The 15857-nt window shown below is 42.1% G+C and carries 7 protein-coding genes; 1 reads left to right on the forward strand and 6 read right to left on the reverse strand.

The features are described from left to right. Positions 1 to 224: 224 nt before the first annotated feature. Complete coding sequence (locus tag ABFV72_RS12450; protein ID WP_347163976.1) at positions 225 to 4133, forward strand: restriction endonuclease subunit S; 3909 nt, start codon at positions 225 to 227, stop codon at positions 4131 to 4133. 444 nt (positions 4134 to 4577) lie between these two features. On the opposite strand, the gene ABFV72_RS12455 is transcribed toward ABFV72_RS12450, so the two are convergent. The 6 genes from ABFV72_RS12455 to ABFV72_RS12480 form a co-directional block, all read right to left on the reverse strand. After that, entirely contained in the window at positions 4578 to 4724 is a 147-nt protein-coding gene (locus tag ABFV72_RS12455; protein ID WP_347163978.1) for a DUF2256 domain-containing protein, read from the reverse strand. Between the two features lie 51 nt (positions 4725 to 4775). Next, on the reverse strand, positions 4776 to 4946 hold the full coding sequence (locus ABFV72_RS12460; protein WP_010196547.1) for a DUF2256 domain-containing protein: 171 nt from the start codon (positions 4944 to 4946) through the stop codon (positions 4776 to 4778). Between the two features lie 51 nt (positions 4947 to 4997). Then, positions 4998 to 11183 carry a DNA repair ATPase gene (locus ABFV72_RS12465; protein WP_347163979.1) on the reverse strand — a complete coding sequence of 2062 codons (6186 nt, stop codon included), beginning with the start codon at positions 11181 to 11183 and terminating at the stop codon, positions 4998 to 5000. A 287-nt stretch (positions 11184 to 11470) separates the two neighbouring features. Then, positions 11471 to 13546, reverse strand: coding sequence for a flotillin family protein (locus ABFV72_RS12470; protein WP_160023089.1), 2076 nt, complete (start codon positions 13544 to 13546; stop codon positions 11471 to 11473). 281 nt (positions 13547 to 13827) lie between these two features. Next, entirely contained in the window at positions 13828 to 14484 is a 657-nt protein-coding gene (locus tag ABFV72_RS12475) for a hypothetical protein (protein ID WP_347163981.1), read from the reverse strand. A gap of 142 nt (positions 14485 to 14626) precedes the next feature. Continuing rightward, positions 14627 to 15589 carry a Xaa-Pro aminopeptidase gene (locus ABFV72_RS12480; protein WP_347163982.1) on the reverse strand — a complete coding sequence of 321 codons (963 nt, stop codon included), beginning with the start codon at positions 15587 to 15589 and terminating at the stop codon, positions 14627 to 14629. Between the last annotated feature and the right edge of the window lie 268 nt (positions 15590 to 15857).

Raw genomic sequence — 15857 nt, forward strand, 5'->3', positions numbered from 1 at the left:
ATTGGTTTTTATAGCCAATACCGCTTTTACTTCTATCTGCCAGTCTAGGTTAGGCGGTGGTTAAGTTTTGAGCAGTTCCTGTTTCCTCGATACCGTCTCAAAACGATCCACCGCAACTTACCAAACCCATCAGGATATCCACGACAATCGGGGCTAGCGGCAGCATCTTGTTCTTGCTACTATCCATCGTAACTAAACTTTAAATACTCCAATGGAACGACAAAATGATTGATAAAAATAATTTTCCAGATGTACTGAGATCTTTAGACTTTCAAGAAAATAATAATGTTTTTCTCAATCAATACGATAGCAATTCTTATTTGAAAGTTGACTTCAATACTGAACATTTAATTTATCCAGAAGATCAAGGTCTGACTGTTAACGAGCGTCAAACGTGCAACTTTTCGCAGAATGAAAACTTTGTCGTATTTGAATGTGTACATCGTTTGCTTGTTCAAGGGTATAAACCTGAACATATTGAGCTTGAACCAAAATGGCAAGTGGGTCACGGTGCAAGTGGCGGTCGCGCGGATGTTTTAATTAAAGACAATCAAGGCGATACGTTGCTTATTATTGAATGTAAAACCGCTGGTTCCGAATTTAATAAGGCATGGAATCGTACGCAGCAAGATGGCGGTCAGTTATTTAGTTATGTTAAACAAACAAGTACCACACAGTTTATTTGTCTGTATGCCTCTAACTGGATTGATGATCAGGTCAAACCTAATTATTACCTGATTTCATTGAATGATAATGAAAAGCTGATTAATGAACTTAGTGAAGTTAGTGATGATCCTGTGTCAACGTATGCAGACAGCAAATTACGTAATGTTGAGGATATCGTTGCCACTTGGAAAGATACTTATCAAAGTGATTATACGACGCGCGGATTATTTGAGCCTGATATCCAACCCTATAATATTGGTAAGCAAAACTACTCACTGGATGATCTTGTCGCTATTAGTAGTAATGATATTCAAGGTAAATATAACGAGTTTGCGACTATTATGCGTCAACATAACGTCTCAGGTCGTGAAAATGCTTTTGATAAATTAGTTAATTTATTCTTATGCAAGATTGTTGATGAGACGCATAATCCGCAGGATTTAAAGTTTAACTGGAAAGGTATTAGTTACGATAGTCCTTTTGATTTGCAAGACCGTCTGCAAGCCTTGTATCAACAAGGTATGAAGAAGTTTTTGGATGAAGAAGTGACTTATGTGCGCGACGATGAAGTCGAAACAGCTTTTCGGTTTTATAAGAATGACCCAGTAGAGACGCAAAAAGCCATTAAAGCAATGTTTCGCCGTTTAAAGTTTTTTACTAACAATGACTTTGCTTTTATCGATGTCCACAATGAAAGACTATTTGGGCAGAACTCTGATGTCTTGCTTAAAATAGTCAAGATGCTACAGGATATTCGCTTAAAAACGAATGAGGAAAATCAATTCTTAGGCGATATGTTTGAGGGCTTTCTCGATCAAGGCGTTAAGCAGTCCGAAGGGCAGTTTTTTACACCGATGCCGATTGTAAAGTTTATTATGAATGCGCTACCTTTGGATAATCTAATTGCAACTTCGGATGACATACCCAAAGTCATTGATTACGCTTGCGGTGCAGGACATTTTTTAAACGAGTATGCCACCTCGATAAGACCAACTATCGAGAATAACTCTGATAAAAACTTGTCAGAATATTATGACAATATCACTGGGATTGAAAAAGAGTATCGACTATCAAAAGTCGCTAAAGTTTCCGCCTTCATGTATGGGCAAGACGATATCAATATTATTTATGCAGATGCTTTAGGTAGTAACGAAGATATCCAGAACAACAGTTATTCAGTATTGGTTGCCAACCCGCCCTATAGTGTCAAAGGCTTTTTGGATACGCTAAAACCTAGCGAACGTAAGCAGTTTGAGCTGCTCAAGTATATTGAGGAAAAAAGCTATACCGTCAATAATAGCATTGAAACCTTTTTTATCGAACGTGCCAAGCAATTACTCAAAACGGGCGGAGTTGCCGCTATTATTGTGCCGTCCTCTATTTTGACCAAAGGTAAAGCCAGTAGTACCTCATCATCTAAAAATATATACGTCGCTACTCGTGAAATCATATTAAAACACTTCGATATCGTGGCTATAGCAGAATTTGGTAGCGGTACTTTTGGCAAGACAGGTACGAATACTGTCACTTTATTCTTGCGACGCAAAACAACGGATGCGCCTGTTGAAGCTGACCACTATGCACAGAGAGTAGATAACTGGTTTAATCCTATTCAAAATAGTAGCTTATCTTCGAATGAGGTTGTAGATACTGGTGCAGTATTTGCTGACAGTCACTTTATTGATGATTACTGTACGCATCTTGCATTAGATGCTGATGATTATAAAACGCTACTGGCTGGTACTCCTAATGAAGCGCTGATGAATAGCGAATACTTTGCAAGTTATGTCAAAGAGTTTGATAAGTGGACAGAGATTAAAAGGCTAAAAAACAGTAAAACGTTTAAAGCATTCTCTAAAGATAAGCAAAAGGCAGAGTTAAATAGACGTTTGGTAAATTATCTAAAAGCGACTGAAAAAGACAAAGTGTATTATTTTGTCCTAGCCAGCCTAAACTCGCAACCTGTGCTTATAATAAAAAGCCCAAGCAAAACCAAAGAGATGAAAGCCTTTTTGGGGTATGAATGGAGCAGCGCCAAAGGTAATGAGGGTATTAAATATTTAGGCGGTTTCAAAATGGATGACCTAGAAGCAGTCGATGAGGACAGCGGAGAGGTGGCGATAGAAGAAGAGGACAAAAGAGTACTAAGTAACCTATATAATTTGGATAATATCAATACACCACTTTATAACCCTAAAGATAAAAGTGACGATACTAAGATTAATTATTTGATTAGCCAAAACTTTCAGAAAGAGAACTTCTTGATTCCAGATGAATTAGAAAGTTTTGTAACCCAATCTAGTTTGATTGATATGTTAGATTTCAAAGTCGTAGATTTTAACAAAGCAATAAGTTTAGCTCCTAAAATAGATTTAAACATTGATACACAGTGGAATATTAGCTATTTAGGTGATGTAGTCGATGTGTTGATCGGTGGTACGCCTTCAAGAAGCAATAATAGTTATTTTGATGGTAATCACCTATGGTTATCAATTTCAGAGATGAACGGTCATACCATTATTGATACTAAAGAGAAGATCACTGATTTAGGTGTTGCCAATTCAAATGTCAAACTTATACCCAAGGGTACAACTTTGCTTAGTTTTAAATTATCTATAGGTAAAACAGCAATAGCAGGACAAGATTTGTATACTAATGAAGCTATAGCAGGACTTGTACCCAAGGATAATTCCAAGTTACTAAACAGTTTCATTTTTCAAATATTTAATGCAGGTATTATTCCATTAACTAAAAGTGGTTTAAATACTTTTGGACAGAGTTTAAATAAATCATTCCTCGAGAGTAATGTCAAAATTCCATTACCTCCAATAAAAGTCCAAGAACAGATTATAAATGACTGTCAGATAGTAGACAACGAAGCTGAACAGGCTAAAGATCAAACTGAAGAATTAAGAAATGAGATTGATAAGATTATTAATGAATCAGCCAACTCTCTTAATAGCCAAAAAACTAAAATAGGTTCAGCATTAGATTTGAAAGCTGGAAAATTTATTTCTGCCTCTGATATAACTAATAATTATCACGAATCATTATACCCTTGTTATGGGGGTAATGGTTTGCGCGGATATACTAGAACGTTTACTCACGAAGGAGATTATTGTCTTATAGGTAGACAAGGCGCATTATGTGGCAATATTACTCGCGTGTCAGGCAAGTTTCACGCTACTGAACATGCTGTAGTCGTTACTCCTTTGACAGATATAAACGAAACTTGGCTATATTATAAATTAGTCAATTTGGATTTAAATCAATATGCTACAGGCGTTGCACAGCCTGGATTATCCGTCACAAATATAGATAATATCGATATAGTTATTAACACTATTGAAGAGCAAAACAAAATAGCTAATGACATAAAGGTTTTAGAACTCAAGCTCGAAGAAGCTCAAGCTATCATTGATACAAGCACAGATAAAAAACACGCAATTATTAAGAGCTATTTATAGTTTTGTAGGGTGATTTTCATCGTATCGATAATGTAGATGTTTTTTAAGATTATGATTAGTGCGCTGGGCGCACTCTACTCCAACTTTTGCAGTGCGCGTGTTATTTGAAAGTTTGGTTTTTTGTAGGTTGGTGTCGAGGTACGAGGCCCAACAATTCATTAGACTAGATTCTTAACTCAAAATCGTTGGGTGTCGCAAGCTCCGCCCAACCTACTCGAACCTTTTCTATAGAAAAATTCATTTGTTATTTAATGGCTGTTTTAGGGTGCGGTTTAGCCCTGATTGTAGCAGTTATCCTGCTTGGCTGAGCAAGTTGCAATGGCTTAGTTTGGGGTAGCGCGCGGAGCAAGTAATACATCAAACCTTGGCTAATGATTCGCGTAGATAAGTTGATACGGATGAAAAGCAAGATTAGATGTCTATTCATTTCGTCCTAATTTAAACTCAATTTGCCTTACCCTTCCTCCGCCGACACCGCTCAGAACAATAAATAACCTGCTCCCAATCTTTCTCCCACTTCTTGCGCCACGTAAACGGACGCTGGCAGACGGGGCAGGTTTTTTGCGGTAAATTTACTTTTTTATGTGCCATCGTCTGCCCCCTTGTGCCGTATATCTAATATCTATGGTTAATGTTTACTGCCTATTTATCTTCTTTTTGATGATCTAGCCCTTCATATTTTTTCACCCGTCGACATTGGTCTGAGCAATAGACCATGCTCTCCCAGTTTTTATCAAGCTTCTTAGTCCAGCTAAACTCGCGCTCGCAGACGGGACAAAGTTTTTTGCGAACGTTCTTCTTCTTGTGCGCCATACTTTTCTCATTGGTTTGTTTACTACATTAGTCACTGGTCACTATAGTCTACTAATCATAGTCGTCAAAGATTTTATTAAGCCTGTTGAGACTATTGACGATTAACTTACCAGATTGATCGGTGCTGGTATCAATCGCCAGCTTCTCATCCATTCGCATCGTCAGTGGCACTAGCGCTTGCTTGAGGGCAGTTGCCATCAGTGCCGTTTGCTGATGAATATCAGGGATATCACTATCGGCTGTTTGATTATCATTATTGCTAACCAAGCTATCCGCCATTTTTTGCGCCAGTTGTTCAACGGCATTGACCAGCTGCACCATGAGCTGTTTTTGTGCATATTGATTTTGCTTGAGATACTCGCCTTCTGCCTTCTCAGCGTTGTGATCATGCTTGTATATTTGCATCAGCTGATTCAGACTTTTTTCAAAGCCGTTATCGATGCTATCGCTGACGACTTTGGCATTATTGAGCACACTATCGGCAAGGATTTTCTGTGCTTCTAATTGAGCGTTTAGCTGGGCATCGAGTTGCGCTTGTTGTCCTGCTTCTCGTAAGCGAGCGATTTGCTCTGGGTCATTTTTCGTTAAGTATGTCTCAAACTGGCTACTGATGGCATTGAAGCCACTGGCCAAATCGACCAACTGAGCGACTATACGTGCGCCAGTATCACCATCTTCACCGCCCATGGCTTTGTTACGTAAGAAGTCAGCTTTGATTTGCGCCCAGCGCTCTGTTTCTGCTTCGGTCAAGACACCACGCATCTCACCAAGCTTGAGCAAGTTGCTCTCTGCGCCTTGGGTCAATAGCTGCGACTCGCCCAGATAATGATCATCTATCAGCTGGTTCAGCTCGCTTTCATTCATGACCGCCGATAGTTTTTCGGTCATCTTATTCATATTACGATAACTGCCTTGCAGCTTGAATATCGGCTCAACACGATACTTATCATCTTGCGAGGCGGAGGCAATATAGGCTTGGTTGACATCCAGAATGACTTCTTGCACCCTAAACATATGGCGCAAGATTGCGATAATCTCGTTAACTTCTGAGGTGCTATACGGATACGTCAAATCGCTGCTTTGTGCTTGGGCAAGATTCGCATTGTCCGTTTTTGCCATTTTAATCAAACGATGGACATCGCTTAAGTCACGGTTGGCCATTGGTGCGAGGACGGTATTAGAGGTCAGCGAGTTTTCGATATAACTGAGTGCAAACACCTCTTCCATGCCGCTCATGATATCGCCTAAGTTGTAGATATCGGCACGGTTGGCGAGCATGTCTGGCACTTTAAAGGCCTCGCCGCTCTCAGTATATGGGTTACCTGCCATTACCACGCAGAACTTTTTACCACGCATGTCATATGTCTTAGTCTTGCCTTGCCAGACGCCATCGATACGGCGTGTGCCATCACCCAATGAGATAAACTTCTGCAAAAATTCCGCATGGGTGTGCTGAATATCATCGAGATAAAGCATGACGTTGTTGCCCATTTCAAAGGCCAAGTTGATTTTATTCAACTCTTCTCGCGCAGTGGCATTGGGTGCTTTTTCGGGATCTAAAGACGTCACATCATGACCGAGTGACGGACAGTTAATCTTCATAAAGATAAGGCCAAGACGATTTGCCACGTATTCCATCAAGGTGGTTTTACCATAACCTGGTGGCGATATCATCATGAGGATACCCATCAAATCGGTACGCTTATCCTCGCCGACCGTGCCCATCTGTTTGGCAAGATTGTCACCGATGAGCGGCAGATAGCTCTCGTTAATAAGACGGTTACGCACAAATGAAGACAATGGCCGCGGCATAAACTCGTCCAGTCGCAACGTCTCTTTTGAGTCATGCAATATCTCTGAGCGCATGGCCAGATAACGTCTATAGGCAGGAATGACCTGCGTATCATGATGATGCAAACGATTTAAGAAATCATCGACGGCAAAGGTTAAAGTCTGCTGATGAATACGTATATGCTCACCCAACAAATTATTAACTTGTATCTCAAGCGATACCTTACCCGTGCTACGCTCAAAGCTTTGTACTTGATTGAGCGGATTATTAATACTGGTCAATGATGTAGTCGATGAGGTGATTGAGGAAAATGACAAGGCCGATGGTGTGCTACTTGCGCCTTGATTACCTAGTCCGTTACTGCTTAAACCTTGATTACCCAACCCTTTGTTACCTAGCCATTTATTAAAGCTAGCACCTGAATCAATGAGTCGTTGCACCAAGGCTTCACGCTGAGCATCATTTAACTGGGTAAGTAAAACAGCAATCGCTTCCGGCACATAATGACGGCCACTCTCTAGCTGTTGCTGGCGTAGCGCTTCTTTTTCTTTACTCTCAGCAAGCTGTGCTTCACTGAGTGTCTCGCCTGCATCATCCGTACCATCAGCTGACTCATTACCACCATAGGTTTTATCAAGTAGTGCATGAAACCATGTGGATAATAGCTCATAGGCTGATTTGGGTTGGAATCCAAGCTTACTGATAGAAGACTGTAGTTGATCAAAATTGGCGGTATTTTGCGTGCTACCTGAGGCACTATTTAGCGTTTGGCTTAGCTGCTCACACAACTGCTGCGCTTGTTGGCTGGTTTGCCAGTTTATTGTGTTAGATGCGCTTGCACTTGATTCCGCCGACTGCCCCATGACGCTCACTAAATATTCACAAGCAAGCTGAACGTAGCTTGATTTGAAAATGTTGGCGTTATGAACATCACTGGTATTTGAATCTGACTCTGGTTTTGATGTTGACTGCTTGCCGGCGCCATTATTAATGCCAGTACCGTTATCAGCGCTAAGACTGTCATCATTATGAGCCATAACAAAGTGACGCATCACTTGGCTCATGTCTTTGACCAATAGAGACTTCGCAGTATCGCTGCCCAATGCACGGCGCAGTTGCTCGGCGGTCGCGGCTCTATCTGTCCAGTTATTTGCACGTGTCAGCACTGATTCATTCAGCCATTTGTCATAACCAAATTGACGCAAGCTGTCTAGACCAAGTGCTTGCACGATCTTTAACTGCCAATAGAATAATTGCGCCAATGCTCGTACTTGCGGGGTATAAATCAGTAGCCCTGCTTCACGCAATGTTGGCAGGATTTGCATCAATAATAGCGTGGCATCATGGTCATGAATGCCTTTGTCATAACCAAGCTGATAGCGAGGGGTGGCGTAGGCTTTGACCAACTTGGACAATGGGCTGTCATTATCAATGTCGCCATTAACATCGAGGGTAATGATAGTCGCATCATATGCTTGATATAAACGGGCTTCGGTTAGTCCATCTTGGCTATTTTTAGCACTTTCAATAATGCTATACGCCAAGTACTCGGCGCGGTACACCTTGTCAGACTCGGAGGCGATATTCATGTCCCAATACGGGCGCAAGGCGTTTAGCTCAGCATTATTAAGCACTTCATAATAATCTGTACCCGTTAGATGCAAGTTCAGCACGCGCTTGCCATCTGACTGCTGACGACTCAATAAGGTCAAATCAAGCGGCTGAGTATTAACCGAAAAACGATGCTTACCCAGTTTGATAATTTGGCCACCATCTTCAAACAAGTCTGACTTGTCTTTTAAACTCTTGTAGCTCTCGATTTGAATGGCTTTTAGGCGCGCATCGATGTCATCGGCTTTGACGCTAAAGCCCATCGCTTGCAGCTCTTTTGCGATGTTGCGGACTTTTTGCACCAGACCATCAGCCGCAAAATACGTATTGAGCGCTTCCTCTTCTGTAAAGCCTGTGACGCCAGTGCTTTGCGTGCGTTTTTTGATACTTTCAAGCATCCGCAGCGCACCATCACCTAAGTTTTGCGCTTTACGATTACGAGCATCAAGCAATTGCTGCTTATGGTTTTCAAAAGTCTCGTAAATCTCTTCACGTTTACTGATAATATCGGCTAAAAACTGATCGCCACTATTGGTTTCTGGATCAGTGAACTGGCTTTCCAACTCTTCTAGCTGTACTAGCAATTTTGCCATTTGCTCATCTGACTTCTCAGGGGTATTGGCAATGGATAAGGCATTAGCAATGGACTGACCGAACAGCTTAAACTGCGCACCAAATTGTGCAACGGCTTCAGCAGAGCCTAGGTTTTTACGCTTGTGGTTGAGCTTGGCTTTGCTCTGATTTAGGCTCGCATAAATGGTCGATATGTCATCGATGATTTGCGTACGCACTGTGGCATCGGCCACATCTAGCGTCCCTAGCAACTCGGTTAATAAATCTAACCCTTGCGCCGTCTCATCAATTTTTTCTAGTACGGGTTTTAGCTCAGCATTGGTTTCAGCCGTGTTTAAACGCTCACTAACATCAACCAATATACCTTCGTAACTCGAAAGCGCCTCTTCACCACTTAAAAACAGCACGGTTTTTTCAGCAAGCTCGCTTTCGGCTTCTTCTAACTGTGTCTGCAATGCTTGTAACTTATCGGCATCTAGATAGCGCAAATCCTCCAAGCTAACCAAACGGCCTTTTTGGCGTCTTAATGCTGACAGCTGATCGACATAATCACTGGCAGACTCAAAGCTAGTAACGCGTATCTGCCGCAAAATCTCACTTTGCTGCGTATCAGCATCGGCTAACGCAGTTTGGGTTTGCTTTTGGATACTTTGTACTTTAGCGAACTCATCGATGACAAGCTCAGCCGTGGCCGTCACTTCCTTAATACTACTGGCGACTTCGCTCAGCTCAGGCTCAGACAGCCAATAATAGCTGTCAAAGAGACGACTGGTATTGTCAGCCAACTCTTCATAGAGCTTTTGAGAGACGCTTTGATTGTCAATCAGGCGAGTAATGCTATACAGGTCTGAGATACCACGTACCAGTTCTTTATTGCCGATTTTGCCATAGAAGCTCGTGCTTTCTGGTAGCTCACTCACATACTCGTGTGAGGCATAAGGGGTATGCCATATCTGCATCGGGTGAATACGAGATGGCTCACTTTGATCACTAAACAGCACCAAACGACCATTCTCAGCCAAAGCCATACCGTTGCAATAGATAGGGTTTGCCAATTGCTTTTTGATCAAATTATAAGGAAACAACCCCGTGATACCCAAGTCTCTATCATAAAACAAGAATAAAACATCTTCCCCATTTGGCGATATGATTTTGCGTTTGAACTTTAAGTCTTTGGCGTCCACGTTATTGGCATCAAACAGCTTATATTCGCCCGTTTGCAGATAGTAGCCACCCGGAAATATGATGCCGTGGTCTTCTGGCAGCTGCACACACGATTGTCCAATCGCATCCAAACGTAATACCGCTTCGGTCAAGGTGTTATAAACAAAATAACGGTAGTCCTCTTCACGATAGGGCAATATTTTGAGCAGGATTAAACTGCCAACTTTGGCATAAGCAATCTCGGCATCGGTCAACGACTGAGTACGATCTTCGACCGGCTCACTATAGATACCCTGCCCTGACTGCGTATTATCCTCAATCTTAATGGTCAGATCTCCACCGACCGTCTCTACAAATATCGTATCCAAGATATTCATATGCGGATATTTGCCGTTGATCATCTGATCGCGTGTGGTTTCTATCCAGTCAAAATCATAGGCAGGCGGCAGTTCAATGTCACGCTCGCCACGATTGTCGACGTAAGCGACTTGAGCAGACTCTGGTGTGCCTTGGCTAAAATCTAACGCAAAACGGAACACTCGAATATCAGTGATGCGCTCACCAATCTGAAACGCCAATAGCAGTTTGCTGTCTTTCACCGTTATTTGAATTAAGCGCGTTTGCTTATAATATCGATACAACTCATTGAAATCTTGGACAAAGGCATCTTGACCCAAAAAAGTTCCTGTTAAATCGACCTCTTCAAGTTGGCACTCTTCTTCACTTTCGACTGGCTCAATCAAACGATATAGCGACAATACATCCTCAACATTGCTTGCACGTTTGAGTCCCATAAAAACGTTGTAGCCAAACAGTAGATATTCGCCTACTTGCACCATATCCTGCGCCACACAGTTATGTTCGGTACGGATACGCGTACGGGCGATGACTTGCATTTGAGTACTGCCAAACTCTTCGAGACGCGCATTATTTAGCGTCTGCGTTTGCGTCTCTAAACGACCGCCTTGTTCCGTCAGACGTTTTTTGATGAGCTCATAAGCATTGCCTGAAGCAACTGCCTGATCGGTTTGGCTTGCTTGACTAGCATTAGGATTGTCATTGCTATCTGAAGTGGTTAGGTTTTGCGTATCCGCCATCGTTGCTCGTCCGTTTCTGTTTTTACATATTAAGAGAATTTTTTGGCAATAAGGAAAATAAGAAGTTATTTGAGATAAAGATCATCGAAAGTAAAGAAGCACTTGGCTAATCTAAAAAAACGATTCATCACTGCTGATTTTTTAGATTAGCCAACTCATTATTAATAATAAGTTGGCTATCGCTCTATGAAGATGTATAGAACAAGTTGGTTAGATTCAGCCTGCCTCCTAAATGACAGGCTAGTTATCAAGGGAGAAATGCATTAATTTTGGCGCATGTCTTAATATTAAATGGTTTTATCATCATTTTGCTTGGTTGCTTTCATAGCTTGACTAGCCATCACGCCATTGATAATACCGCTCAACGTATCTGACTTACCTGCTAGGCCATCGATGGCTTTACCGATAGATAGTGACTTGGCAAAGTTATCAAAGAAATGCGCTTCGCCGCCAACAATATCGATTTTGGCTTTTTGTAGTGCTACTGCCAATACTTCAGCATTTTCTTTGGCAATCTCTTTACCAGCATCAATAGAAGCAAGTGCTTCTTGCAAGGCTGTCTCAAGACTCATGCGGAACTCTTCGTGCTCACGCGCTTCTTTATTCATGCTACCCATTGCATTGAATTTCTCGACCAGACCATCTGCTTCGGCTTGGAAATGTGCACGAGTGACTTCGGCTTTTGCCAGTCCAACTTCGCGTTCTGCTTTGGCATTAGACTCACCGCGAGCTGCGATGATTTCAGCATCTGCCATACCTTTTTCACGTTCAGCCTTGGCAGTAGATTGACCACGAGCAGCAATAATCTCTGCATCGACCATACCAATGTCACGCTCAGCTTTCGCCTTAGATTCACCGCGAGCCGCGATAACCTCAGCATCTGCCATACCTTTTTCACGCTCTGACTGAGCTTCAGCTTGTCCAGTCGCTTTAATAATATTGGCTCTAGCAATGCCTTCTTTTTCCATAGAGACCGACTTGGCTTCTTGAATAGCAGCTTCAGCAAAGCCATGTGCAGACTCTTCGGCTTTAATACCTTCAGCCATTCTGATTTTGGCTTCTGACTCTTTGGCAGAGGCTTCAAGGTTAGCCGTAGCAAGCGTAGTGATTTCAACGGCTTTATGCTTGGCTGACAGCTCTTCGGCTTCGGCTTTTTTCACCTGACGTACTTTGATTTCTTCAGCATCCGCTTCTGCTGCTAGCACGCGTGTTTGCTTAGAGCGCTCAGCCTCACTAACTTCGCGAACTTCTTTGATACGCTCTTCTTCTTGCGCCACTGTTTTGTCGACCGCAATACGCTCGCGGATGACATTGGCGATTTCTTTTTTCTCAAGTTCAATCGCACGTTCAGCCTCGATGCGTTGCAAGTCAACTTCACGCTCACGAGAGACGATTTCTAAGTCACGGGCACGCGTAACCTTCTCTTCTTCGATGACAACTGCACGCAGACGATTTTGACCTGCTACTTCAATTTCACGTTGCTGATTCTCTCGCTGAATCGCTAAGTCCTGCTCAACCATGATGACGGCTGTTTCTGACTTCTTACGCTCTTCTTCTTCAATCTTACGAGTTTCAGCCGTTTCACGGGCAATCACTGACGAAATTTCACGCTTTTGCTTGGCTTCAGCATCGGCTTGTTGACGCTCAAGCTCTAGCATCGCCTCTCTGGTTTCAACGTTCTTTTTCTTAACCGCTAGCTCTTCATCACGCTCAAGCTCATTGGTAATAACGTTTTGAAAAGCCGTTAGTTGAGTAATCTTTTTGATACCTTCAGCATCTAGGATATTACTTGAGTCCAACGACACTTTCGGTGTTTGCTCTAGATAATCGATTGCGACATCTTCTAAGACATAGCCGTTTAGATCGTTACCGATTTCTTGAACGATACTGTCACGAAACTCGCTGCGGTTTTCAAACAATTTAACGAAATCTATTTGCTTACCAACTGTTTTTAGCGCTTCTGAAAACTTGGCATTAAACAGCTCATTAACAGCGACTTTATCTGAAGCTCTCTCAACCCCAACCGATTTGGCAACTTTTAATACATCTTCTTCGGTTTCATTGACACGTAGATAAAATGCAACTGTGATATCAGCACGCATGTTATCGGCGCAAATTAGCCCTTCTTTACCGCGTCTATCAACTTCTAACGTGATGAGCGAGATTCTCATCAGCTCTTTTTTATTAATAACTGGCCAAACAAAGCCACCATCAAAACGTACGGCTATTTTGCTCACACCGTTAATAATGAGTGCTTTGCCCTGCTCAACCTTGAAGTAAAAGGCTTTGAGCATCAACAGTGCTGCCATAATGAAAACAAACGCCAGCACCACAACCACGCCGACGATAATGAGTATGTCCATATCCATTCCTTTAATTAAAACATTCTATGGTCAATCCTAGATACATCAGATGCTCTGTAGGGTTCGCTTAGCCTACTCTATGTAGCACTTTCACTTGCCGACTTTGTATCTAACTTATCTTGAACCAACGATAACTGAATTTAAAACCGTTCGTATGATGTGAAAAATAGAGATTTTTTAGCTCAATGGCTGTTTATTATTTATCAGGGTTTATCTTATTTTCGAGTTTACTCTATGCTAAAAGCGATGATAGAAAGTCGTATCGACTAAACGATTTATAATTATTTATCTTCAACACGAGCGACTTGATAGGTATTTGTTTCTTCTAAATACGCGATCAACATCACTCTATCGCCCTTTTTTAGTAAGCTAGTACTGTTGTCTGAACGAACCTTAAGTATCAAACCTGCACCGCCATCATTCAACTCTGCCTCACCGTGCTTGTCCGTCACACTAAGTGTACGCACAATCGCGATTTTGCCTACATTATTAGCAGAATTACGTTTGGGGATTCTGGCAATGTTTTTGCGGATGGGTGAAATGATCATGCCTGTCAGCCACATAGAAACGACCAATACGAATATTAGTGCCCCTGTGCCAAACACGTAATACAGAACACCAGAGTCAAAGTTTTGATGTAAGAAACTGGTATACAAATAGCTCAACAACCAACCGATTAAACTAATTAAGCTTAATATAATGACTAAAGGCACACCGTAGAGACCAAACTTCAACATGAGACCTGTAAAAAAACCGGTCGATGATAAATCAGAAACAGCAGCATCACTACCTGTCTCTACAGCATCCACGCTGTCCATATCTGCCATGCCGAGTAAAGATACTACCCAATATAGAGTAACGAACATCACAAGACCGGTGAAAACAATCGTTGGATATAAACTTATTTTGGTGATGAACACGAAAAAAGCCTCTTGCATTACGCGGGTTCTCCCTTTGTGAACCTAATCTTCTATTTGTAATAACCTACTACAAAAGCTAAGGCTCTTCACTTAATATTTATAAACTTATGTTGTTTTACAAATAAGTTTATATACATATCACGGCATAAGACATACTTCTCTAACGACCCCATATCGGTGAGCGCACGACTCCATCATTTTGACCGCTAATGGCATAGCTGGTATTGCCTGACAGCGAATGTATAACTAGGCTACCACCATTTTGGCCTGCTGCTTGCCCGCCCATATTCAAGCGGCGAGTTGGATAGATGGCATAATTGCCAGAGGGAGATAGACGTGCGGGCTCATCAAGCCCTGTTTCTGCCAAGTTGACCACCTGTCCAGTCGTCAAGGTCATGACAGCCGCCTTGCGACCATTTAAGTAGGCCATACGCTGACCATCTAAGCTAAGCTGAGGACTGGCCACATACCCATTTGTTGATACAGCTGTCGCATTGCCCGTAGCGAAGTCATAACGATAAATTCGTGGTCGTCCAGCACGGACTTTATCACTGGTATAAATAAAGCTCTTGCCATCAGCAGCATAACTGGGCTGTACCTCTGTACTCGGCAGAGTCGTTAACTGCTGGGTATTGCCATCACTCAGACGCATCTTATAGATATCAGCATTACCACCGACCGTAGAGCTATAGAGCAAATCTTGACCATCGGGTGAAAATGACGCTGACATATTGCTGCCTTCAGCATTTACTACTAGGTTGCGCGTATTGCTACTACGATCATAAATATAAATTTTGGGATGCTCACGCGGGGCTTGTTTGCTATAGGCAAGCAGCTGTCCGTCTGTCGACCATGCTGGCGCATAGATATAGCCATTAAGCTGATCGATGAGCTGACGATCGCTACCGTCAGGACGAATGCTATAGAGTGTCGATACTTTCGCCGTACCTACGCCCTGCTCTTCTATATAGGCAATATATCCTTGGCGATCAATCACTGGCATACGTGCAGTCAGCGGACTGGTCTCAACTGTACTGATTGGCTTTTTTACTGAGGTATTAGGTAATGTCTGGCAACCGGTAAGCACAGCAAATACGCCGATGGCAATAGGTGCTTTTATCATTAGTCTATCTATGCTTGATTTAGATAGATTCTCTTTACACATGGTTGTTTTATTTATGGCAGTTTTCAGCATAGCGTCATATCCAATAGAGCCTGATGATAAAAGTCTTATAAATATTTAAAAAGGTGATCGTTATCGACATAAATTCAGAGCCATCACCATCAATCTAAAAAATCAAAGATATTACAGAAACATTACTCTAGTGTAACCTAAACTGGACTAAATTTTGGATAAAAAGATGCCCCACTTGATAGCGAGGCATTTTGCG

It is taken from the genome of Psychrobacter proteolyticus (genome assembly GCF_039762275.1).
Classification (GTDB): Bacteria; Pseudomonadota; Gammaproteobacteria; order Pseudomonadales; family Moraxellaceae; genus Psychrobacter; species Psychrobacter proteolyticus_C.

Coding starts and splice junctions, on each gene's coding strand:
- ABFV72_RS12450 (WP_347163976.1), top strand. CDS start 225: ATGATTGATAAAAATAATTTTCCAGATGTACTGAGATCTTTAGACTTT.
- ABFV72_RS12455 (WP_347163978.1), bottom strand. CDS start 4,724: ATGGCACATAAAAAAGTAAATTTACCGCAAAAAACCTGCCCCGTCTGC.
- ABFV72_RS12460 (WP_010196547.1), bottom strand. CDS start 4,946: ATGGCGCACAAGAAGAAGAACGTTCGCAAAAAACTTTGTCCCGTCTGC.
- ABFV72_RS12465 (WP_347163979.1), bottom strand. CDS start 11,183: ATGGCGGATACGCAAAACCTAACCACTTCAGATAGCAATGACAATCCT.
- ABFV72_RS12470 (WP_160023089.1), bottom strand. CDS start 13,546: ATGGACATACTCATTATCGTCGGCGTGGTTGTGGTGCTGGCGTTTGTT.
- ABFV72_RS12475 (WP_347163981.1), bottom strand. CDS start 14,484: ATGCAAGAGGCTTTTTTCGTGTTCATCACCAAAATAAGTTTATATCCA.
- ABFV72_RS12480 (WP_347163982.1), bottom strand. CDS start 15,589: ATGATAAAAGCACCTATTGCCATCGGCGTATTTGCTGTGCTTACCGGT.